Raw genomic sequence first — 23096 nt, forward strand, 5'->3', positions numbered from 1 at the left:
TCGCAAGGCATGGTCCAGGCGCTGGGCGTGTTCATCGATACGCTTCTGATCTGCACCGCAACCGGGTTGATGATCGTCTTGTCCGGGGCACTCGTGCCGGGCGGTGAACTGACCGGTACGCCACTGACACAGGCTGCCTTGACGGCCCATATCGGCGGCGCGGGGCATTATTTCATCGCAATCGCGATCTTCTTCTTCGCGTGGACCTCGGTGCTCGGCAACTATTCGTATGCCGAAAATGCGCTGGTCTATCTCGGATTGGACAGCAAGCTTGGCCTGATGTGCGCCCGCATAGGCCTGCTGCTGATGGTTCTGTGGGGATCCTACGAAAGCGCTACCACGGTCTTCGATGCCGCCGATGCATCGATGGGCTTGATGGCATCCATCAATCTTGTGGCGATTTGCCTGTTGTCACCATTGGTCGTCAAGCTGACACGTGACTACTTCGAACAGAGGCGCTCGAAGACGCCGGTCTTCGATCCACATATGTATCCGGAGCTAGCCGGAAAGATCGACGCAGAAATTTGGCACGAGGTATCTGCGGCCTCGAGTTCCACAGACGGATTGAACCCCGCCAAGGCCTGATTGTCGAGTGTTCTGCCCGCCGTGCACGCGGCGGGCAGGTTTTCAGTGCACGTGCATGGAAAGCGACGACCTCTGTCGTTCGACGGTGGTGACGATTGAGATATGCCGCCGGCTTCGATCGCTGCAAGTGTCAAACTTGACCAAGGGAATTCCCTCTTCGCTTGTGGCTCTGCGGCAGTCCGGTGGGTGTTCCGACACAGCTTGCCACGACACGTCGTTGGATCATTGGCCGGCATGGGTCTCAAGTTCGATCCGAAACAAGCACAAAGGGCCGCTGGCGCTAAGACCCCCGAGCAATTGCCATTGGAACAATACCGGGCGCCAACGATTCCTGCCTCTAGGCAGACGACCTCATCGGACAAAGGACTTGCATGTTGAACATCAATGACTGGGCGCCGGACCCCTATGCGGCAGCCCTGGCAGCTGCAGGTCTTCTCATCGCGCTTGTCGTCTGGCTTCCCTTGGCTCTCAGACGTCTTCCTCTGTCGGTCCCCATCATCTGCCTCGTCATTGGAGGCCTCATCTACACCGTTCCCTATATTGGCATAGATCCCTCTCCCCTCGCCCATCCCGACCTGACTGAACGTTTGACCGAGTTTGTGGTCATTGTTGCCCTCATGGGTGCCGGGTTGAAGATCGACCGTCGTTTTTCCTTCAAGGGATGGGGCATGACGTGGCGGTTGCTGCTGATCACCATGCCGCTGAGCATTGCGGCAATCATGGCGATCGGCATGGGTGTGTTGGGTCTTGGTGCCGCCGCGGCCCTTCTGCTGGCTGCCAGCCTTGCGCCCACGGACCCGGTTCTGGCTGCAGACATCCAGGTCGGCGGTCCGCTGGAGGGTGGAGAAGATACCGTCCGGTTTGCACTCACATCTGAAGCAGGCCTGAATGATGGTTTGGCATTTCCCTTTGTTCATCTGGCGATTGCCCTCAGTCTGGCGGCGGCCAGCGGTGAGCCATGGCTGACGAAGTGGCTCACCGTAAACGTCTTCTGGGAGATAGCGGCTGGCGTTCTGTGCGGGTGGATTGTCGGGCGCCTTTTCGGCTGGGCCACGTTCAAGATGCCGGGCGACACCTTGGCCCGGACCGGCGACGGGCTCGTCGCCATTGCCGCTACATTCGTTTCCTATGGCGTGTCGGAGATGTTGAACTGCTACGGCTTTTTCGCAGTGTTCGTGACAGCCTTGACCTTGCGGAATTCGCATCGTGATCACGATTTCCAACGCAACATGCACGATATAACCGAACAGATAGAGCGCATCGTCATGATGTTCCTGCTGCTCGCCTTCGGTGGCGCGATCGTCAATGGTCTCCTGGCAAGTGTCGGCTGGTTTGAGATTGCCATGGTTGTGCTGCTGCTGCTGATTGTCCGGCCGCTGACCGCACTGGTCGCCATGATCGGTGCAAAAGCCAGCATGGGGGAAAAGCTGACCATCGCCTTCTTCGGCATTCGGGGCGTTGGATCCTTCTACTACCTGGCCTATGGCATCAACCACGGAAACTTTCCCGAAGGCGACCGTCTCTGGGTGATCGTTTCGCTGGTCGTCCTCGTCTCGGTTCTGATGCATGGACTGACGGTCACGCCCGCCATGCGGTGGCTGGACAGGCGGCACGGGCGTGCGGTCGAGTAGTGCTACAGTTTGCCGATATCAGCACAACATCAGCCGCCTCAAGCGGACAGAACGACGGGCAAATAAATTGTTCGGCACCCTATTTCCCGATTGCCACCATAGCCAGAACGTCCAAAGTGGACTGCAGCAGCATCTGCGCGCCGGCGATGCTGTGTTCGGGTTCGACATATTCCGCCTCGTTGTGGCTCAACCCCTCCCGACAGGGCACAAAAATCATTGCAGCGGGCGCAACCTTCGCCACATAGAAGGCATCGTGAAAGGCGCCGGAGACCATGTGCTTGACCGGCAGGCCGAGATGGCGGGCTGCCTGTTCCAGCCCTTCGACGACCGTTTTTGAAAACAGAGCGGGGCTCATGTCGAAGGTCTTGCGCAAGTCGACGCTGCAGCCCTGAGCGGCGCACGCTGTCTGAAAGGCAGCCAAGACCTGCGCTTCGATGGCGATCAGCCGTTCCAGCAATGGATGCCGCAAGTCGATCGTGAGGGTGACAGATCCTGGAATGGCGTTGATCGAACCGGGCTGGGCGGCGATCCGCCCGACCGTTAGGCGGGCGGCCTCGTCTGCGGGCATGATGCCATTGTAGAGCGCATGGAGGGCCGACGTAACCGCGACCATGGGATCGCGGCGAAAGCCCAGCTGTGTCGTTCCGGCGTGGGCCGCCTGCCCCGTCACTGTGACCTCAAACCAGCGCGTTCCCTGTATGCCCGTGACAATTCCGATCGGGATATTCTCCTTTTCCAGAGACGGCCCCTGCTCGATGTGCAGTTCGAGGTAACCGAGGATCGGAAAGCCGAGCGCCTTGCGCTCTGCAGAAGGCAAGGCCTCAAGGGTTGCCGCCAGTGCGTTGCGCAACGGCACACCGTCTGTCCCGCGCGTCGCTTGCCAGTCCTCCGGTATATGCCCGACCGAAAAGGCCATGGAGCCCATGGTTCCCGGGGCAAAGCGGCTGCCTTCCTCGTTTGTCCAGGCGACCAGTTCGATCGGGGCTTCGGTGTCGATAGCAGCGTCTTCCAGCGTCTCCAGGACCTCGAACGCGGCCAGCGTACCGAGGGCGCCATCGTAGCGCCCTCCTGTTGGCTGGCTGTCGAGATGGCTGCCGATCAGGAAGGGCGGGCGATCGGGGGCATTGCCGTCGCGACGGATAAACAGGTTGGCCATTGCATCCTGAAACACCGAAAAGCCGCGCTGGGTGGCGAGATCGGCCAACAATGCGCGCGCCGTCCGGTCTTCAAGCGACAAAGCCTGCCGATCGACGCCGCCGGCCGGCGTGGCGCCGATGGCGGCAAAATCGTCGAGACGTTTCAAGAGCCGTTTGCCATTGACCTGCAGGCGTAAGTTCATGCCTTCAATCCGGCGATGAACGCGACAACCCGGGCCTTTTCGACCTTGTTCCACCAGACGCCCTCATATTTCAGCGAGCTGGCAACGATGACGCCATCGACGATGTCGAGGATGGCCCGGGCATTGTCCGGCGTGACACCGCTGCCGACCAGTGTCGGCAGGCCGGCAGCCTCCTTGATCATCCGGATATAACCGAGATCGGCGGCGTGTCCCGTGCGCTGTCCCGTTGCAATCACCGCGTCGGCGTCGAAAAAGACCAGGTCTTTGACCTGCTCCTCGACCGGACGGTCGGCGACGATCGCATGCGCGCCGTGCTTGACATGGGCGTCGGCGAAAATCTTGATGCCGTTGGCGCGGAGCGTGGCGCGGTAGCGCATGGCGCGGGCCGCTTCGCCCTCGATGAAGCCCTCATTGGCGACATAGGCGTTGGCCCACTGGTTGACCCGGACGAAACCGGCGCCGGCGGCGCTGGCGATGGCAAGCGCCGGGATGGCGGCATTGGCCAGAACGTTGATGCCGATCGGCCGGCCGAGTTCGCGGCGGATCCGGTCCGAGATCACCGACATATAGGCGGACGTCTCCGGGCCGATGTCATCGGGTTTGGAAAAGGGAATATCGCCATGGTTCTCGATGATCACCCCATCGCAGCCACCTTCGAGATAGGCGCGGGCATCGTCCAGGCCCTGTTGATAGAGATCCTCGACGGCCTCGCCCCTGTAACGCGGTGCACCGGGAAGCGGCGGCAGATGAACGACGCCGATCACGGCCTTGCTGCGCCCGAAGATAGCGGTAATGGCATTGCCGGACGCATCGCCAAGCTGTGGACCGATCGGTTTGGGGGACTGTGTCATGCGTGTTCCGTTTCTGATTTTCTGATGAGGCCGGATATTTCATCGACCGAGGGGCAGGAGGCGAGTGTTCCAGCGCGCGTCACCGCCAAGGCGGATGCGGCGACCGCGACCATCAGGGCTGCCTGCAGCGTCATACCCTTCGCGAGACATCCCGAAAAGACACCGCACAGCACATCGCCCGCCCCGCTGGTATCCACGGCTGAAACCTTTGGCGCCTCGATAAGGACGGGCTCGCACCCGACACCGTCGAGAAGCAGGCACCCGCGCGAACCAAGCGTGACGATTGCGGATCGTGCGCCGAGATCGATCAGTCGGGCTGCGGCCTCCGCGGGGCTGGAGCAGCCCGAAAGTGCCCGCGCCTCACCCTCGTTGACGATAACACTATCGACCATGTCCAGGCGCGGCTTGGCGCCTTCGGCCAGCGGACTGGCGTTGAGCACCGTTCTGGCGCCCTTGGCCCGGGCGGCCGTCAGGCAGGCCTCCGTCACCGCGGCTGAGAGGTTGCCCTGCATGACGATCACGTCGCCCGGTTCGATCCTGCCAAGCAGAGGCGTATGGGACAACGGATCGAAGGCCAAGGCGCATGCGACGCCGCTGAGGATGATGTTTTCACCAGTGGCATCGACCGCAATGGTCGAGCGGTCCGAGGGCAGATCAAATTCCGTCAGGCTTGCGCACCCGATTTCAGCCGATAGCGCCTCGGCGATCCATGCCCCATTGGCGTCCCGGCCCACAGCCGCCCACAAAGTAACGGGGGCTCTGGTGCGGGCCGCCGCGACGCCCTGATTGGCGCCCTTGCCGCCGAGACCGTCTTCATGGCTGATCGCATTCCGCGTCTCGCCGCCCTCCGGAAAACGGTCGAGACGGAAGGTGGTATCGATGCAGACATTTCCGACGACATGCACGCGCATGGTTCAGACCTTCGCCGTTGCCCAGGCGAGCATCTGTTCAAACAGGGTCTTGTAGCCAGGCCAGGCGATGAAGCTCGAGGGGAGCCAGTGGGGACCGACATCGGAGGTCCAGGCGACCGTGCGACCCTTGCCGTAGGTGCCGGTGACCAGCAGCGGCTGCGAGCCATAGTCGGTCGAGACCGTCGCCAGTACCTCGGCGCCATCCTTGACGGTGACTTCATTGTAGCCGAGCAGGACGGGCCATTCCGTGCCGAGGCCCTTGAGGATCGGATGGCTGTCCTGGCCTGTGACGACCGGGGCAAAACCTTCGGGAACCTCGACGCGGTCGTCATAGGCGAGGCAGGAGACCGGCAGCACCTCTTCGACCGGGGTCTTGTGATAGCGCGCGCCGCCATTGATGCCCTGAAAGCTGTAATAGCCGCCGAACATCAGAAGCCCGCCGCCATTGCGGACATAGTCCCGCAACAGGCGAAGACGGTTCGGCGTGGTCTTCGAGTGGATCCATGTGTCGGGATGCAAAAGCAGCGTGTTGGCACCAATATCCGACAGGATGATCGCGTCATAGGCCGACAAAGCTTCCAGCGATTGCGGGAAATCGCGCTGCGCTTCATGCGCCGGCATGAACTGGACGTCGAAGGGGCTTTGCTTCAACGCGGCCAGAAGCTCGTCGGCGCCGGTGTGATAGGTGACGGTCGGGAACTGGTCGAAACCCTTGATATGGGTGGCCGTGGACACCCAGGATTCGCCGGCGAGAAGAACTTTGGACTTGGACATGGAAACTCCCTGGACTTGAAGGCCAGCGCCTAGCGCGCGCTGGAGAAAACGGATTTCGGATTGTCGACCAGCATAAGGTCGATGGCAGCCTGCTCGACGCCGTGGCGCTTCAGGCGCGGCAGGAAATGCTTCAGGATGAAGCCATAGCCGAAGCCGCCATAACAGGTCAGCATGATTTTCAGGAACACGTCCTGCGACAGCAGAATACGGTCGCTGTAGCCCATGTCGATCAATGAGCGGATGGCGCGGGCATTCTGTTCGTCGGACGGCGACTGGGCATCCTGGTCGGCATAGTAGAAATCCATGCCGATCATGTCATATTCGAGAAAGGCACCGCGCTTGGCCAATGCTGTCTGATAGGGCAGGTCGTCGTGGCTGGGATTCATGTGGCAGAGAATGGTGTGGCGCAGATCGGCGCCTTCGTCCTCGACGATATCCAGAACCTGATGCGCCAGCCGCTCCCAGCCGGGCAGATGGATGGAAAGCGGCACGCCGGTGATCTTCGACGCCCGTGCAGCCCCGCGCAGCGACTTGCGCTCTTCAGCCGTGAAATCCTTGCTGACACCAATTTCACCGATAATGCCGGCCATGACCTCGGGCTGCGTTTCGCCACCGCCGACATCATTGACGATAAACTGTGTCACCTCGTCGACGTCCATCGCCTTCAGCCAGTCCGGATGGCTGAACTCGAGATAAAAACCCGTGCCCATGACGATCTTGAGCCCGGACATTTTGGCGATGCGCGCCAGTTTGGCCGGTTCGCGGCCAATGCCGATATTGGTCGTATCGACAACCGTGTGACCGCCGAGTGCCTGAAAGCGCTTCAGCTCCGACAATGCCAGATCGCTGTCATCGAGCGAGACATTGTCGCGGTTCATGTAGGGGTTCATCCGCAATTCGCCGATGATCTCCATGCTGACCTTCTGCTCGCCGATGGCCTGGGCCTCCGGATGGCAGGGGCAGCGCCAGGATTTGGCGCCGTCGAGCAGGATATGCTCGTGCATCAGGGTGATGCCCATGTCGGCCACCGGGATCGGACCAAGCACGGTCATCACCGTTCCCGACGCGACGCCAATCTCCGCGCGCTTTTGCGGCGTGCTGTCGAACAGGTGATTCATGACTACCGGCCTCTCGCCGCGCCGCGGAACAGGCGGAAGTTCAGCCAGACGGCGATGAGGATGATCGTGCCTGTGACGATCGGCGTCAGGAATGGCGACATGTGTGCGAGGATGAGGCCGTTTGCGATGACGGCGACGGTGAGTGCGCCGAGCACCGTGCCGATGACCGTGCCACGACCGCCGAACAGGCTGGTTCCACCCAAAACGACAGCCGCAATCACTTCGAGCTCAAAGCCCTGCCCGGCATTGGAGGATCCGGATCCGAGCCGGGCGGTGACGATGATGCCGGCGAGTGCTGCAGCACTGCTGGACAGCACATAGACGAACAGGGTCGTGAAGCGGGTATCGATGCCAGCCCGTCGCACCGCTTCAGCATTGGCGCCGATGCCGGTGACGTAGCGACCGAACGGCGTTTCGTTGAAAACGACATAGGCAAGGACCAGCACCGCGAGCGCGATCAGCGCCGGAACCGGAACGCCGAGAAACCAGGATCTGCCGATGACGGTGAAGAAACTCGAGGGATCGACAGGGATCGAGTAACCGCCGGTAATCAGAAGGGCCAGGCCACGGATAACCGAGAGCCCGGCGAGTGTGACGATGAAGGCGGGAATGCGCTCATAGGCGATGAAGAAACCATGGATCGCGCCGATCGCAGCGCCCAGCAGCAGCATGAGGACAATGACCAGAGGCCACGGGAGGCCTGCCTGCAATGCGGTGGCGGACAGCGTTGCGACCAAGGCAAGCACGGAGCCGACTGACAGATCGATGCCCCCGGTGGTGATAACGAAGGTCATGGCAGCGGCAACGATGAGCAGCGGCGCGCATTGGCGGACGATGTTGAGCAGGTTCGGCGCCGTGAGGAAGGCATCTGTAATGACGGAGAAGACAACACAGACGACAATGAAGAACAGGGCGATGGAGACGACGCTGCCATTGGCCAGCAATGTGTCCCAGAGTGTGGCCTTGCGCAGGCGCGACGGCGAGACTTGGGAGCCTGTGTGCCCGGTTGACGAGGGGCCGATCTGAGGGGGAGACAGGCTCATGCGGATACTCCGGTTTCATTGCCGTGCCGGGCAGAGCGGGCCGAAAACTTGCGTCCGACAATGAGGTTTACGACTTCCTCGATGCTGGTCTCGCCGATCAGCCGTTCGGCGACATTGCGACCTTCGTACATGACCTGGATGCGATCGCAGACCAGAAACAGATCCTGGAGCCGGTGGGTAATGAGAATGACGCTGACGCCACGGGCGCTGACCGTGCGGATGAGTTCAAGCACGGCCTCGACTTCGGCAACGGCAAGGGCTGCCGTCGGCTCGTCCATGATGAGGACTTTTGGCTCGAAGGAGGCCGCGCGGCCGATGGCAATCGACTGGCGCTGGCCGCCGGAGAGGTTTTCCACCTTCAGCCGCGTATCGGCGATAACGATGCCGAGCCGGTCGAGCATTTCGCGTGTCAGGCCGTGCATCGTCTTCTTGTCGAGGAATGGCACGCCGAGGATGTGCCGTCGCGGTTCGCGCCCGAGGAAGAGATTGCCGGCAACGTCCACCGTGTCGCAGAGCGAAAGGTCCTGGTAGACCATCTCGACATGCGCGGCGCGCGCATCGGCGGGCGAGGAAAAGGAAACGGCCTTGCCGTCGATCTCGATGGTGCCGCTGTCGGGAATGACGGCGCCCGAGAGAACCTTGCTCAAGGTTGACTTGCCGGCGCCATTGTCGCCGACGAGGCCCAGCACTTCACCGCGCTTGAGTGTCAGCGCGACGTTGTCCAGCGTCTGGATAGGATTATAGCGTTTCGAAATACCGGTCATCCGGACACGGTATGTTTCGCCGTCGGTCATGGGGCGTTCCTGTTCGTGCTTATTCAAGAGCTACCGCATCTTTTGCGGCTCGACAGTCCCTCACCCTAACCCGGCAAACGCGGAGAGGGAATGACGGAGGGTGCCGCGAAATTCCTTCCCCCCGCGGGCGGGGAGAAGGTGGCCGATAGCCTGAGGGAGAGGGAGACTTCGGCCGAAAGACGCGGTCTCTACTTGAACATGTCCTTGAATTCGGCGACGTTGTCCTTGGTGACGATGGTCACGGGGATGTTGATGATCGGCTCGATGGTTTCACCCTTCTTGAGCTTCACCAGCGCTTCGACGGCAGCCTTGCCCTCGCCGGCCGGATCCTGCTGGACGACGGCTGTGACCCAGCCCTCTTCGATGCCCTTGACGGCCTGCGCGGTCAGGTCCCAGCCGAAGATCTTGACGTCCTTCTGGCGGCCCTGGCTTTCGACGGCCGAGACGGCGCCGATCAGTTGCGGTTCGCCCGTCGCGTAGATCGTCGTCATATCAGGGTTGGCGGTCATCAGGTTTTCGGCAGCGCCAAGTGCTACGTCCTGCTGGTTCTGGCCATCGACGGTGTCAAGGAAAGTCACGGCGGCGCCACCTTCTGTCACGGCCTTCTTGAAGCCGTCGAGACGCTGGTTCTGGATGAAGGAATTGAGAGCGCCGACAATGCCGGTCTTGGCCGTACCGCCCATGTCGGATTTCACGTAGTCGGAAAAGAACTTGCCGATGTCCTCGCCGGCCTTGCCGTTGTCAACGCCGATGAAGGCGATATTGTCCCCGTCCGGGATCTGCGCATCGATGGCGATGACCGGGATGCCGGCCGTCTTGGCCGCCGTGATTGCCGGCTTCACGCCGTTGACATCGATAGCGACGAGAATAATGCCGTCGACCTTCTGGGTGATGTAGTTTTCGATCGCATCGTTCTGGGCTGCGGGCACGTTGTTGGCGTTGAAGATCACCAGCTTTGCACCGGCGGCATCTGCAGCCTTTTGCGCGCCGTCATTGATCTGGTTGAAGAAGAGGGCCTGCTGGTTGATGGTGACGAGCGCAAACGTATCTGCGCTGGCGGACGCAACGCCGAAGGCCATCGTCATGACGATGGCGGCCGTGCTGCGGATCAAAAGGCTGGAAAGGCGCATTCGGGTTCCCCTTGTTTTCGGAAAGGCCCGTAGCCGGGCTCATCAGCGCTTGAGCGCCATGGCATAATTCAATAGGCTTGAATTCTTGTCAAGTCTCTTGAATGAAGCTTTCCGCATCGCCTCGGGGGCTTAGAATGTCGCTGGCGTATTGACCCAGAAAATGCTGGCCCGCTTCTGGCCGGCATTGCGATAATGATGCGGCAGGTCGGAATTGAAGACGAAGGCGTCGCCCGCCGAAAGCATGAAGCTTTTGCCATCGACCATCAACTCGATCTCGCCGGTCAGGAGATAGCCGACCTCTTCGCCCGCGTGCTGGATTGGGCCGGCACTTTCGCCCTTTTCTTCAATATGGTGGATGTTGCACTGAAGCAGATGCCCGGCCGAGTAGGGAATGATGCGCTCCAAGGAAATGCCCTCGCCGCGCCGCAAGGGATCGAGCGCGATCAGCGGCCGTGTGCCGGCCCGGAAGATAATGCCCTCTTCTCCGTCGGATTCTTCGAACATCCAGCCGATATTCGTGCCGAGCGCGCCAACCAGGCGATGAAGCATCGGCAGAGACGGCGACGCCTTGCCGTTTTCTATTTTCGAGAGCAGACTTTCCGAGCAGTTGGCTGCATCTGCAAGGGCCTTGAGCGTCTTGCCGCGTGTCTGACGCGCCAGCCGCAGACGCATGCCCAGCCGGGCCGGATTGGCAGCCTGCACATCGTCCCCTTCGGGAACGTCCTCTGTCACCTCAAAACCTTTGTTCATACGATTTCGTCTTCTGTGGTTGAATGCCGGAACATCAGTGCTGTTTGCTGAGGGCTTTGACTTTGGCTTGCCCGTTGCGCGTAAAAGGAGAATTATCATTCATCTTTCAGCGTAATCAAGGGACTTGAAAAGGGTGCCTCCCGCTATTCTTTCTGATGCGATCGAAAACCGCGTTCGACACACTGGATCGGCCGGCCGTATGGCAAGCGAAATCCGGCTTATGGTGGACCCGCAATACGGCCGACTACTCATCCGGGTCATTTACCGTCCGGCTTGCCCGGAAAAGCAGGAGTGCGAGCAATCCGGCAAGGCCGAACCAGGTGATGGCATAGCCCAGGTGGCTGTTGGGAAAGGCGACCACAGTCAGTCCGCCGATGGGAAGACCATCGCCCTTTGCCTCGGCGTCGAGAAAGTAGGGTGCCACTGCGGAAAGTCCGAGAAGCTGCGCCATGGCCGCCGTATCGCGTGAGAACCAACGTCCGGCCTTCGGATCGTTAGACCGCAGGAAAGCGCCGTTCGGCTGTGTGAGGCGCAACAGGCCCGAAATATCCAGCTGACCCTCCGGTCGGGCCAGATCACCCGGCGTATGATCGGCTGTGACGAAGCCACGATTGATGAAGAGCCGCCACCCTTCCTTTGTCTCAAACGGCGACATGACCCAGAATCCCGAGCCGCGGACGGTTACGGCCTTCACCAGACTATCGGCGGAGGGCATGAAATGACCACGGACCGATATCCTGCGGTATTCCGCCGTATCGAAAGTCAGTTTCGACCACCTGTCCGGTCCGGGAGCCGCGACCGGAGCCGCAGCAAGCCCGGTTTCGACCCTTTCGATCAGAGACGTCTTCCAGTATAGACGCTGCACCTGCCACACGCCCAGCCCGAGCAGCAACAGGACAGCCCCAACACCGGATCCGAGCAACAGCCATCTGCGCGTCGCGAGTTTCATCCTCCGGTCTCCCGGCTCAGGAGCCAAAACCCTGGAAGTTTTCGTGTTCCATCTGCGGCATCATGTTGGTGTTCATGTTGTACATGACCCAAAGCGAACCTGAAATCATGATCACCACCACGATAACGGTGAAAATCATCGAAAGCAGTGTCCAGCCCTCGTCGGAGCGGCTGTTCATGTGGAGAAAGTAGACCATGTGAACAAGGACTTGCGCCACGGCAAAAACGATGACCGTCAGTGCGGTGATCACGCGACTTTCGAAGCCACCCGTCATGACGATGGCGAACGGAAGGACGGTAAGGATAACGGCAAGCACAAAGCCTGTGAAATACGACCGGTAACTTCCATGGTCGTTCCTGGTATTGTCATGGCCCGTGCTGCCGTGCTCGTCTTGCTCGCCCCGGTGGCTATGGGGTTTGATGGAGTGTTGAGACATCAGATCATCCCCAGGAGGTAAACGAAGGTGAAGACGCCGATCCAGATCACGTCGAGGAAGTGCCAGAACATGCTGAGGCACTCCATTCGTCGCGTATTCGCGGGAATAAGGCCTTTGCGGTTCATCTGAACCATCAGCGTGACAAGCCAGATCGAGCCGAAGAGCACATGGAGACCATGCGTTCCCACCAAGGCGAAAAACGCCGACAGGAAAGCCGAGCGTTGCGGCCCCGCACCCAGTTCGATCAGGTGATGGAACTCGTAGATTTCGACGGCAAGGAAAGCGAGACCGAGCAGCAGCGTCACCGCAAGCCAGATCTGCATGCGTGCCTGCCTGCCCTCATACATCGCCAGCATGGCAAATCCGAAGGTGATCGACGAAACCAGCAGAAAACCGGTGTTGATCGCGATCAGGGTCAGATCGAAGAGCGCCTTGGGTCCGGGACCAGCCGCGTAGCTCTGCCCCAGAACCCCGAAGACCGCGAAGAGCACGGCGAACATGAGGCAGTCGCTCATCAGATAGATCCAGAAGCCGAGGCGCGTGGAGCCACCTTCCGCGTGATGGTGCGGCTCGGTCTCCCAGTAGACGGCCGGTTCGGACGAATGGGTCACGGTACTCACAGTGGTCATGCTCCAATTCCCGAAAGTTGACGGTCCCGAGCCGCTTCCACGCTTTCGACCTCGTCGACTGGCACATAATAGTCCCGGTCATAGTTGAATGTATGGGCGATGGAGACGGCGATGATGCCCAGGAAGGAAACAGCCGCCAGCCACCAGATGTACCAGACAAGTGCAAAGCCGCAGAGGGCTGCAAGTGCCGAAAGCACCACGCCCGTTCCGGTGTATCTTGGCATGTGTATCGGCAGATAGGCCGCTTTCGGCCGATTTTGGCCGACTTCTTTCATATCGTGCCAGGCGTCGAGATCATGCACCACGGGCGTGAAGGCGAAGTTGTAGGCCGGCGGAGGGGAGGACGTCGCCCATTCCAGGGTACGGCCGCCCCAGGGATCACCCGTGAGGTCAGGATTGTCCTTGCGCTGCCAGATGGAGACTGCGACCTGAACGAAGAAGGCGGCAATGCCAACGGCGATCAGGATGGCCCCGAGGGCGGCGAGGATGAACCATATCCGCAGGTCCGGATCGTCGAACACCCGCATGCGACGCGTTACGCCCATCAGTCCGAGGATGTAGAGCGGCATGAAGGCGAGCCAGAAGCCGACTACCCAGCTCCAGAAAGAGACTTTGCCCCAGAAGACGTTGAGCTTGAACCCGAAGGCCTTGGGCCACCAGTAGGCGATTGCGGCGAAGCAGCCGAACAGCACGCCGCCGATGATCACATTGTGGAAATGCGCGACCAGGAAGAGCGAGTTGTGCAACACGAAGTCGGCCGGCGGCACGGCCAGAAGCACACCCGTCATGCCGCCGACGGTGAACGTCAGCATGAAGGCGACGGTCCACATCATGGGCAGTTCGAACCGCACCCTGCCCTTGTACATGGTGAAGAGCCAGTTGAAGATCTTCGCACCCGTCGGCACTGAAATGATCATGGTGGTGATGCCGAAGAAGGCGTTCACCGAAGCGCCCGAACCCATGGTGAAAAAGTGGTGCAGCCAGACGACATAGCTCAGGATCGTGATGCAGACCGTCGCATAGACCATCGAACTGTAGCCGAAGAGGCGCTTGCCCGAGAAGGTCGAGGTCACCTCGGAGAAGACACCGAAGAGCGGCAGGATCAGGATATAGACCTCCGGATGGCCCCATATCCAGATGAGGTTGATGTACATCATCGCATTGCCGCCGAGATCGTTCGTAAAGAAATTCGTTCCCACGTAGCGATCGAGCGTCAGGAGGATCAAAGTCATCGTCAGCACCGGGAAAGACGCGACGATCAGGACGTTGGTGCAGAGCGCAGTCCATGTGAAGATCGGCATCCGCATCAGGGTCATGCCGGGCGCACGCATCTTGATGATGGTGACGAGCAGGTTGATGCCCGACAGTGTCGTGCCGACACCGGCAATTTGCAGACCCCAGATATAGTAGTCGACACCCACCCAGGGACTGTAGCCGATGCCCGACAGCGGCGGAAATGCAAGCCAGCCGGTCTGGGCGAACTCACCGACGAAGAGCGAGGCCATGACCAGTACGGCGCCGCCGACCGTCATCCAGAAGGAAAAATTGTTGAGGAACGGGAAAGACACATCACGCGCGCCGATCTGCAATGGCACGACATAGTTCATCAGCCCTGTGACGAACGGCATTGCCACGAAGAAGATCATGATCACGCCGTGGGCAGTGAAAATCTGGTCGTAGTGATGCGCGTTGAGGTAGCCTTCGGACCCGTTGAAGGCAAGCGCCTGTTGCAGGCGCATCATGATCGCATCTGCAAACCCACGCACCAGCATGACGAGCGCGAGGATGATATACATGATGCCGATCTTCTTGTGATCGACAGATGTCAGCCATTCCTTCCAGAGATAGCCCCAGAGCCTGAAATACGTGAGGCCAACGACGGCGGCGATGCCGCCGAGCACCACGACGATCAAGGTCGACAAGACGATCGGATCGGTGGGGATCGCGCTCCAGTTGAGGCGGCCGAGAAGAAGGGAGGTCGAATGGTCTACCGTAGCCATGCCCGGTTCCTGTCAAAGTTGCTGCACGTTACCAAAGGACTGCTGCATAAGGGTGAGGTAGCGATCCTCAAGGCCGCCAAACGGCGTGACCGGTTGAGGCATGCCGTGGCCGCGAAGGGGGCCTGATTGAATGGGGGTTACACCGGATGATGCCGGCTTTGCGGCAAGCATCTGATCCAGTTCTTCCATGGAGCAGAAACCAACCACCTTGAAGGGTTCCCATCCGAAGACCGGTTCGCGCATTCCCCGCCGCTCATGCTTGTCGTAGATCAGGGAACTCATGTTGACGGTTCCGGCGAGACCCGATCCGCCCTGCGCATCGATCGCCATCATTTCCGCCATGCAGATCTTGCCCTCCTCGACGCACATGTTGACCACACGGGCGAAAAGCTGCGGATCGACGCTCGTATAGGCGGCCGGCCGCACGTTTTCGGTCGGACGCTCCAGCTCCAGATAGGCTTTCCGATCGAGCGGCACCTTGCCGTTGCGCGCCGTCTCGATCCAGGCTTCGAAGCCAGCGTTATCGGTCACCTTCGCCTTGAAGCGCATGCCGGAAAAGCCCGCGCCGGAATAATGGGATGCCAACCCTTGATACTCTCCTGGCGCGTTGAAGACACCGTGCAGCGTCGTCTGCATGCCAGGCATGGCGTAGATCATGCCGGCCATGGACGGGATGTAGAAGGCGTTCATGACGGAGGACGAAGTCAGCGTGAAGCGGATAGGTCGATCCACGGGGACCGGCAATTCATTGACGGCCGCAACACCATATTCGGGGTAGATGAACAGCCATTTCCAGTCGAGCGCCACCACCTGGACGTCGAGCGGCGGCTGGTCGGGGGAGAGAGGCTCGGTCTGCGACACGCGGGCAAGGGGCCGGTAGGGATCGAGCAGATGCGTGCCGACCCATGTCAAGGCGCCAAGGGTGACCACGATGAGAAGCGGAATGGCCCAGATGATCAATTCCAGCTTGGTCGAATGGGACCAGTTCGGCTGGTAGCTGGCCGTAGCGTTCGAGGAACGGAAGTGCCATGCGAACCAGCATGTGAGCAGCATCACCGGAACGATGATAATCAGCATCAACAATGTGGAGATTACGAGGAGGTCACGCTGCTGGGCGGCGATATCGCCGGTCGGCGCGAGAACCTCTGCCTTGCAGGCGGAAAGCAACAGAACCGCACCGAGAGCAGCAAACAGTTTAGGAAGGAAGCGTTTCGGCATATCTTACCCTTACGATGGACCGGTCGCCAGCGGGCTCCCTCCAGCACCCGGCAACGACCTTTGAACGTCAGCAATCTAGATATTCCCATTTTGCGATGCGGCACATACGACAATTTGTCACCTGTCAATTTCGACGCGATTGCGGCATCGCTAACGGGCAGAATAGAGGCGGCGAGGAAGACGTCCGCGCCCGATGTTTCCACCACGGCACCAACGAGAGTGATCAGGTTCTATGGCGAGCACCACCGATACCCAAACCCCCGCTCGGCGACATGACAGAAGCCAGACGACGGACGAGCATCACGTGTCTCCATCCGACATCGCGGTCGGCGTGGTCATTGGCCGAACGTCGGAATTCTTCGACTTCTTCGTTTTCTCGATCGCCTCCGTCATCGTATTCCCGGCCCGGATCTTTCCGTTCCTCGACCCGCTGACCGGAACGCTCTGGTCCTTCGTCCTCGTCGCTCTGGCTTTCGTCGCACGCCCGCTTGGCACCATTCTCTTCACAACGCTCGACCGCCGTTATGGACGAATGATCAAGCTGACAGTCTCCCTGTTCTTGCTGGGAACCTCCACGGTTGCCATGGGCCTCGTCCCCTCCTACGAGACGGCAGGCGGGTGGGCGATCGCCATGCTGGCCGCGTTGCGCATAAGCCAGGGCCTGGCTTTGGGTGGGACATGGGACGGCCTGGCGCCACTGCTAGCGATCACCGCCTCGGAGAAACGGCGCGGGTTTTATGCGATGGTCCCGCAGTTGGGCGCCGTCGTCGGCTTGACCGTTGCCGCTGTGCTTTTCGCTTACCTGGTCATGACGCTTTCATCCGCCGACTTCCTGGATTGGGGCTGGCGCTATCCGTTCTTCGTCGCCTTTGCGATCAACGTTGTGGCCCTTTTTGCACGCCTGCGCATCGTTGAAACGCCGGAATTCAAGGATCTTTTCGAGGCGAACGAACTCACGCCGACCCCCCTCAGAGCAACCTTGTCGCAGGATGGGCGGACTGTTCTTCTGGGTGTTTTCGTGCCGCTCGCGAGTTTCGCCATGTTTCATATGGTGACGGTTTTCCCGCTGTCGTGGATCTTCCTCTATACCAGTGAGGCACCCGGAGAATTCCTGCTGATCCAGGCCGCGGGTGGCTGCGTCGGGGTCCTGGCAATGCTCGTTTCGGGATGGCTTTCCGACCGGATCGGTCGCCAAAAGATCCTCGTCTGGGGCGCATGGGCAATCGGCGCGTTCGCGTTGATTGCGCCACTTCTGCTCAACGCAGGCCAGGCTGGCGTGACAACCTATGTCATGACCGGCTTCCTGATTCTCGGCTTCAACCTCGCGCAGTCTTCCGGTGCCGTCGCGTCGCTCTTCGACCAGCGGAACCGCTACACCGGGTCCGCCTTCGTTTCGGCACTGTCGTGGATGTTCGGCGCGGGTTTTGCCCCGCTTTGCGCGCTGCTGTTGTCGACCTGGTTCGGCCTCTTCGCCGCCGGCCTATACCTGTTGTCCGGTGCCGTCTGTACGCTCCTGTCACTGGCCGTCGTCAAGCAGGTTTCTCTTCGTCCCAAGGTCCAGGCATAAAAAGGTTTTCGCGGACGATGCTAGGTGCCGCGCGCAACAAGCGTGGCACCCAGCATCGACGCCATCATTTCATACCGTGCCACCCAGGCTGCTCTCTAGGGCCGCCAGTTCCTGGCCACCGGCCATCAAGTCCTGCAGTTCTTCGGGCGCGATGTCGCCGCGTTTTGCCGTCCCGACCGTCTTGCCTCGGTTCAGCACGGTGAAGCGATCGCCGACGGCCATAGCATGCCGGACATTGTGGGTGATGAAGACAACACCGATGCCTTGTTTGCGCACCTTATCGATCGTCGACAGGACATTCGCCGTCTGCCGCACACCAAGCGCGGACGTCGGCTCGTCCAGGATCAGGACCTTGGCGCCAAAATAGACGGCACGGGCAATCGCCACGGTCTGGCGCTCACCGCCCGACAGCGTGCCAACGGCCTGATCGGGACCGCGCAGATTGATCCCCATCTTGCGCATTTCCTCCATGGTCACCCGATTGGCAAAGTCGTGATCGAAGAATTTCATCGGTCCGACTTTACGAAGCGGCTCATTGCCCATGAAGAAGTTGCGGCTGACGGACATCAGCGGGATCATCGCCAGATGCTGATGCACGGTGGCGATACCCGCAGAAATGGCGTCGCGCGGATCGGCGAAATTCATCGGCCGCCCCTCGAACATGATCTCGCCCTTGGTGGGCTTGTAGACACCGGACATCGTCTTGATGAAGGTCGATTTTCCAGCACCGTTGTCACCCAGCAGGCAATGGCACTCTCCGGCAAAGAGATCGACGGAAACACCGGCCAGCGCGATCACCGAGCCGAAATGCTTCTCGATATCCTTCATCTGGATGAGGGGCGTGAGATGGCTTTCCATCTTATTTCTCCCCGGTGATGATGCGGCGGATATAGGTGTTCAGAACCACAGCAAAGAGCAGAATGATCCCGAGAAACACACGAAACAGCGAACTCTCGACGCCGGCAAAGAATAGACCCTGTTGAACGACGCCGAAAATCAATGCGCCCAGAGCCGCACCCAGGACCGAGCCATAGCCGCCGGTCAGCAGGGCGCCACCAATCACCACGGCGATGATCGCCTCGAATTCCTTCAGCAATCCGCGATCCGCCCCGGCCGAACCGAACTCGATGACCTGGCAGGTGGCAAAGACGGTGGCGCAGAATGCGGTGAACATGAACATCATGATCTTCACCCGGTTGACCGGCACACCCGAATTCCTGGCGGATTCCGCGTCGCCACCAGAGGCGAAGATCCAGTTGCCGAACCGGGTCTTGGTCAACAGCACATGGCCGAACGCAACGAGCACCAGCGCCCAGACGATCAGCATCGGTATACCGTCGACGACGGGCATGCCCTTGTTCACACCCCGCTCGAATGTCGCGATCAGCCCGATTTCACCGAACCACTGAAACAGCCCCGTCAAAACCTTGCCGCCGAACACCGGTGCAAGCCAGTCACCCTCGGCCGCTTCCCGGATCCCCCCGATAATCGTCTTGTTCTCCAGGGTCTGCGGCAGAAAGATGGTCAATCCGCGCAGAATGAACAGCGATGCGAGCGTCACGATAAAGCTCGGCAAGCCGGTTTTGACGCAGATCCAGCCGTTCAGCGCGCCGGTCGCCACACATAGTGCAAAGGCAACCAGAATGGCGATCCACATCGGCCAACCCATGTTGACGCTGAAGATGGCGATCATCATGCCGGCAAAGCCGATCATCGAGCCGACCGAGAGGTCGAACTCCCCAGCAATCATCAGGAGGCAGGCCCCGACAGCGATGATCATGAACTGCGCCGATACGACCGACCAGTTCAACACACCCGCAGCATTGAACATGCCGGATTCATGCGCTGTCAGCAGGAAGAACGTGAAGACCAGGATTGTGCCGCAAATACCGCCAAGCTCCGGGACAATCAGGGCTTCCCTGAACCGGGATCTTGACTTGATGCGCTCATCGCTTTGGTGAAGTGCTGGTGTCTCGGTCATCGGACCCCCTCAAAGTACAGCCGAAAAATGCGAAGACGTGGTGGCCAACCTCCATTGGCCACCACATACCCTTGAAAAAATCAGCGGTACTCACCCGCAAACTTCTCGACCTTTTCCAAGCCGTCCTTGGTGACGAAACCGGGACCCGAGTTGATGTTGTTGCCCGGCAGCACGCCGTAACGGTCATAATTGGTCAGGATGACAACCGGCAAATAGGCCTGCAGGAACGGCTGCTGGTCAATGCCCCATTGGATGACACCCTCCTTGATGGCCTTGACGATCTCTTCGCCGAGATCGAAAGTCCCAAAATAGATCTGGCCGGCCATGCCGTTTTCTTTCAGCGCGGCGATGGTCGGATCTGCCGAAACCGGGCCGAGCGTCAGGATGCCGTTTGTGTCGGGATTGGCGGAGAGATAGGCCAGAACCTTGTTCTTGATTTCCGCCGGGTCGGTACCGCTATCGAGCATCGAGCCGCCCAGTTCAACGCCGAGACCGACGGCAAAGCCGCGGCAACGCTCGCCCACAGTCGGCTGCTGGATCGCATGGTTGACGCAGAGGAAGGAGGTCACACCATCCCCCTTGGCGCGCATGCCGGCAGCGAGGCCAGCGTCATATTCCGGTTGGCCGACATACATCAGAGCGCCCACTTCGCGCGCCTGCTCGGGCGTTCCCGTGTTCATGATGATGACGTCGATACCCTGATCGACAGCCTTCCTGATCGGCTCCTTCAGCACGTCGAAATCGGCGAGCGTCGTGATGATCCCATCGGGTTTCGAAGCGGCGGCCTGATCGATGATGCGCGCCATGTCGGCGATATCGCCCGTCGGCGGGTTTCGATACTCGACGGTCACGCCCATCTGCTCTCCGCCGAGTTTGATGCCGTTCTTGACGGTGTTCCACCAACTGTCGCTATCCGGCGCATGGCTGACCAGAACATAGCGCTCGCCTTCGGCAAGCGCCTGCGTGGCTGCCAGCATGGGCGCAGCAACAAGCGCCGTGGTCAAAACCAGTTTCTTGAAAAGTGACGTCATTTCTCTCTCCCTATGAGACTAAATTCGCGCTGAGCGCCGATCTCCTCCGACTCCCGACGTCAGTTAATACACAGCGCAATGCTTTTTGCAACCGATTGCAAATTTGACAGGCTTACTGACCTATACTGCATGCCGGCAGTCACGCTATAAGGGCGGACTGAAAGGCAGGAGGATGGCGACCATGGTGGCGACTTTGAAAGACGTGGCCGAACGTGCCGGGGTATCCCGTTCCGCCGTGTCGCGTGCGTTTACCGACGGCGCCTCGGTCTCGGCGAAGATGCGCAAGCGTGTCGAGAAGGCCGCTTCAGAGCTTGGCTTCAGCCCCAATGTCCTCGCGTCCAGTCTGACAACTGGCCGGACAAAACTGATCGGCCTTGTCTCGAACAATTTTCACAACCCTATTTTTCTTGAAGTCTTCGACCTGTTCACCCGCGCGCTCCAGGATCAGGGCTTGCGCCCGCTTCTGGTCAATCTGACCGATGAAACAGACCCCGCAAACTCGGTTCGCATGCTTCGGCAATATTCGGTGGATGGTGTTGTCGTGGCGTCCTCCACGTTGCCGCCAGCCTTTGGCAAGGCATTCCGCGATGCGGGCGTTCCTGTCGTCCATGCCTTTGGTCGCGTGACCAGCGCGCCGGAGGTGCATGTGGTCGGGATCGACAATATCGATGCCGGGCGCTTGGCAGCCCAAACGCTGATAGCGCGCGGCTATCAGCAGGTCGCGTTCATGGGTGGGCCGGAAGTGGCAACATCGACACAAGACCGATTGAAGGGATTTTTACAGGAACTCGCGCTCCACCCTCAGATCAGCGTTAGCCAGTCCTTTGCCAAAGCCTATTCCTTTGAGGCGGGGCGAGAGGAGATGCAGGCTCTTTTGAGGCGCGACTATGCCGAGGCGTATTTCTGCGGCGACGACGTGCTGTCGATCGGTGCACTGTCGGCCATTCAGGACCGGCAACTTTGCGTGCCCGACGATATCGGCATCATCGGATTGAACGATATGGAGATCGCCGGCTGGCACAACATCAATCTGACAACGATACGTCAGCCGATCAAGGAGATCGTTACCTCCTCGATCGAACTGATAACGGCGATGCTGCGTGAACCCGCGCGTTTGCCGGAAGCGCGAATCTTCGCCTGCCAGATTGTCGAGCGGGGAACGCTGCGCCCATTGCCCATAACGGCCGCAGCCTAACGCTCGCCAGGCAAACAGAGGCCAGCACTGTTAGCGGAACAGCGGAGGCCGCGCGTCGGTCCACAGACCGCCCGCCTTGGCCGAAGCCACGGCCGCATGAACCGCCGCCATCGATCGCAAGCCATCCTCCGCCCTCGGCAAACCATCGCGGACCTCGCCCCTGATGGCATCGGCCAGATCGCAATAGATGTTCGCAACCGCAAGCGGGAAGCCCTCCGGATGCGCAATCGACACCCGGGAAAGCCGCTGTGCATCCGCATGCAGGCCGCTTTCGCCCTTTTCGATGATCTGGGTGCGGCCGTTGACAGGCGTATACATCAGCTGGTTCGGCTGTTCCGAGGCCCATCGCAGCCCGCCGGTTTCGCCAAAGACCTGAATATCGAACCCATGCTGCCGGCCGATGGCAACCGACGATGTCCAGAGCCGCCCGACCGTGCCGCCTGCCATGCGGAAGTTCACCATGGCGTCGTCTTCCAGCGTCCGGCTTGCAATCGTCGAGGCAAAGTCGGCTGAGAGGGTCTCGACCTCGTCGTTGCAGATGAAGCTTGCCATATGCAGGGCATGAATGCCGCAGTCGGCAAACTGTCCGGAGACACCTGCGACAGCAGGATCATAGCGCCAGCGGACGCGCGGATTGTCCGCGTTGGCAGCATCTCCATGGTGACCATGGCTGAAATTGGTGACGATCAGGCGGATCCTGCCCATCTCGCCCGCCTTGACCATGGCGCGCGCCTGGCGCACCATCGGATAGGCGGAATAGCAATAATTCACCGCACAGATCCGGCCCGTGGCCTTGACCACCCGGACAATCTCTTCGCCTTCTTCCACCGTCATGGTCATCGGCTTTTCGCACAGCACGTTGAAGCCGGCCTCGAGAAAGGCCTTGGTGATCTCGAAATGCGTGGCGTTCGGCGTTGCCACGGTGACCAGATCAACCCGATCCGCCCGCCCGCGTTCGCCCGCAAGCATTTCCGTCCAGTCGCCATAGGCCCGGTCCGCGGCGATCCCGAGCCGCTTGGCATAGTCCCGCCCCGCGTCTGGCCGATGATCAAGCGCGCCGGCGGCGAACTCGAAATGCCCGTCCGCCAAAGCGCCTAGACGATGCGCCGGTCCGATCTGACTGCCTTCGCCACCACCGATCATACCCCATTTCAGTTTTGTCAT

General features: G+C 60.3%; 22 protein-coding genes. 4 read left to right on the forward strand and 18 right to left on the reverse strand.

Translation table 11 applies throughout. The features are described 5' to 3' along the window. Both AX760_RS13245 and AX760_RS13250 read left to right on the forward strand, forming a co-directional pair. On the forward strand, positions 1-585 hold a 585-nt coding region (locus AX760_RS13245; RefSeq protein WP_139276499.1), incomplete at its 5' end, for an alanine:cation symporter family protein. Between the two features lie 371 nt (positions 586-956). After that, complete coding sequence (locus AX760_RS13250) at positions 957-2216, forward strand: cation:proton antiporter (protein WP_071833372.1); 1260 nt, start codon at positions 957-959, stop codon at positions 2214-2216. Positions 2217-2295: 79 nt separating this feature from the next. Here the strand turns inward: AX760_RS13250 and AX760_RS13255 are convergent, their stop codons facing one another. From AX760_RS13255 to cyoA, 14 genes are all read right to left on the reverse strand, one after another. Continuing rightward, positions 2296-3555 (reverse strand): Zn-dependent hydrolase, encoded by a 1260-nt coding sequence (locus AX760_RS13255; RefSeq protein WP_071833373.1) that lies wholly within the window; start codon positions 3553-3555, stop codon positions 2296-2298. Further along, complete coding sequence (locus tag AX760_RS13260; RefSeq protein ID WP_071833374.1) at positions 3552-4406, reverse strand: BtpA/SgcQ family protein; 855 nt, start codon at positions 4404-4406, stop codon at positions 3552-3554. The genes AX760_RS13255 and AX760_RS13260 overlap by 4 nt, the downstream gene beginning before the upstream one ends. Then, complete coding sequence (locus AX760_RS13265) at positions 4403-5317, reverse strand: ribokinase (RefSeq protein ID WP_071833375.1); 915 nt, start codon at positions 5315-5317, stop codon at positions 4403-4405. The genes AX760_RS13260 and AX760_RS13265 overlap by 4 nt, the downstream gene beginning before the upstream one ends. Before the next feature lie 3 nt (positions 5318-5320). Next, on the reverse strand, positions 5321-6091 hold the full coding sequence (locus AX760_RS13270; RefSeq protein ID WP_071833376.1) for a glutamine amidotransferase: 771 nt from the start codon (positions 6089-6091) through the stop codon (positions 5321-5323). A gap of 29 nt (positions 6092-6120) precedes the next feature. Further along, positions 6121-7209: a phosphotriesterase family protein gene (locus AX760_RS13275; RefSeq protein ID WP_071833377.1), complete on the reverse strand. Its 1089-nt coding sequence runs from the start codon at positions 7207-7209 to the stop codon at positions 6121-6123. Between the two features lie 2 nt (positions 7210-7211). Next, on the reverse strand, positions 7212-8252 hold the full coding sequence (locus AX760_RS13280; RefSeq protein ID WP_071833378.1) for an ABC transporter permease: 1041 nt from the start codon (positions 8250-8252) through the stop codon (positions 7212-7214). Continuing rightward, positions 8249-9046, reverse strand: coding sequence for an ATP-binding cassette domain-containing protein (locus AX760_RS13285; protein ID WP_071833379.1), 798 nt, complete (start codon positions 9044-9046; stop codon positions 8249-8251). Before AX760_RS13285 ends, AX760_RS13280 begins: the two co-directional genes overlap by 4 nt. Positions 9047-9234: 188 nt before the next feature. Beyond that, on the reverse strand, positions 9235-10176 hold the full coding sequence (locus AX760_RS13290; protein ID WP_071833380.1) for an ABC transporter substrate-binding protein: 942 nt from the start codon (positions 10174-10176) through the stop codon (positions 9235-9237). Between the two features lie 129 nt (positions 10177-10305). Next, positions 10306-10926 carry a cupin domain-containing protein gene (locus AX760_RS13295; RefSeq protein WP_071833381.1) on the reverse strand — a complete coding sequence of 207 codons (621 nt, stop codon included), beginning with the start codon at positions 10924-10926 and terminating at the stop codon, positions 10306-10308. A 244-nt stretch (positions 10927-11170) separates the two neighbouring features. Then, positions 11171-11875: an SURF1 family protein gene (locus AX760_RS13300; protein WP_071833382.1), complete on the reverse strand. Its 705-nt coding sequence runs from the start codon at positions 11873-11875 to the stop codon at positions 11171-11173. Positions 11876-11891: 16 nt separating this feature from the next. Beyond that, entirely contained in the window at positions 11892-12311 is a 420-nt protein-coding gene (gene cyoD, locus AX760_RS13305) for a cytochrome o ubiquinol oxidase subunit IV (protein WP_071833383.1), read from the reverse strand. Next, positions 12311-12940: a cytochrome o ubiquinol oxidase subunit III gene (cyoC, locus tag AX760_RS13310; RefSeq protein ID WP_071833384.1), complete on the reverse strand. Its 630-nt coding sequence runs from the start codon at positions 12938-12940 to the stop codon at positions 12311-12313. The genes cyoD and cyoC overlap by 1 nt, the downstream gene beginning before the upstream one ends. Next, entirely contained in the window at positions 12937-14940 is a 2004-nt protein-coding gene (gene cyoB / locus AX760_RS13315) for a cytochrome o ubiquinol oxidase subunit I (protein WP_071833385.1), read from the reverse strand. The genes cyoC and cyoB overlap by 4 nt, the downstream gene beginning before the upstream one ends. A 12-nt stretch (positions 14941-14952) precedes the next feature. Continuing rightward, complete coding sequence (gene cyoA / locus AX760_RS13320; RefSeq protein ID WP_071833386.1) at positions 14953-16158, reverse strand: ubiquinol oxidase subunit II; 1206 nt, start codon at positions 16156-16158, stop codon at positions 14953-14955. 232 nt (positions 16159-16390) lie between these two features. On the opposite strand from cyoA, the gene AX760_RS13325 reads away from it, so the two are divergent. Further along, positions 16391-17725: an MFS transporter gene (locus AX760_RS13325; protein ID WP_071833387.1), complete on the forward strand. Its 1335-nt coding sequence runs from the start codon at positions 16391-16393 to the stop codon at positions 17723-17725. Between the two features lie 69 nt (positions 17726-17794). On the opposite strand, the gene AX760_RS13330 is transcribed toward AX760_RS13325, so the two are convergent. The 3 genes from AX760_RS13330 to AX760_RS13340 all read right to left on the reverse strand — a co-directional run bounded on the left by AX760_RS13330 (position 17795) and on the right by AX760_RS13340 (position 20737). Then, positions 17795-18553: an ATP-binding cassette domain-containing protein gene (locus tag AX760_RS13330; RefSeq protein ID WP_175552063.1), complete on the reverse strand. Its 759-nt coding sequence runs from the start codon at positions 18551-18553 to the stop codon at positions 17795-17797. Between the two features lie 31 nt (positions 18554-18584). Further along, entirely contained in the window at positions 18585-19706 is a 1122-nt protein-coding gene (locus tag AX760_RS13335) for an ABC transporter permease (RefSeq protein ID WP_071833389.1), read from the reverse strand. 80 nt (positions 19707-19786) lie between these two features. Continuing rightward, positions 19787-20737: a sugar ABC transporter substrate-binding protein gene (locus AX760_RS13340; RefSeq protein WP_071833390.1), complete on the reverse strand. Its 951-nt coding sequence runs from the start codon at positions 20735-20737 to the stop codon at positions 19787-19789. 85 nt (positions 20738-20822) lie between these two features. Between AX760_RS13340 and AX760_RS13345 the strand changes: the two genes are divergently transcribed. Then, positions 20823-21932, forward strand: a complete 1110-nt coding sequence (locus AX760_RS13345; protein ID WP_245295014.1) for a LacI family DNA-binding transcriptional regulator — start codon at positions 20823-20825, stop codon at positions 21930-21932. A 30-nt stretch (positions 21933-21962) separates the two neighbouring features. Here AX760_RS13345 and AX760_RS13350 read toward each other — a convergent pair whose 3' ends face one another. After that, positions 21963-23096 carry a Gfo/Idh/MocA family protein gene (locus AX760_RS13350; protein WP_071833391.1) on the reverse strand — a complete coding sequence of 378 codons (1134 nt, stop codon included), beginning with the start codon at positions 23094-23096 and terminating at the stop codon, positions 21963-21965.

This window comes from Pararhizobium antarcticum, assembly GCF_001885585.1.
Lineage (GTDB): Bacteria > Pseudomonadota > Alphaproteobacteria > Rhizobiales > Rhizobiaceae > Pararhizobium > Pararhizobium antarcticum.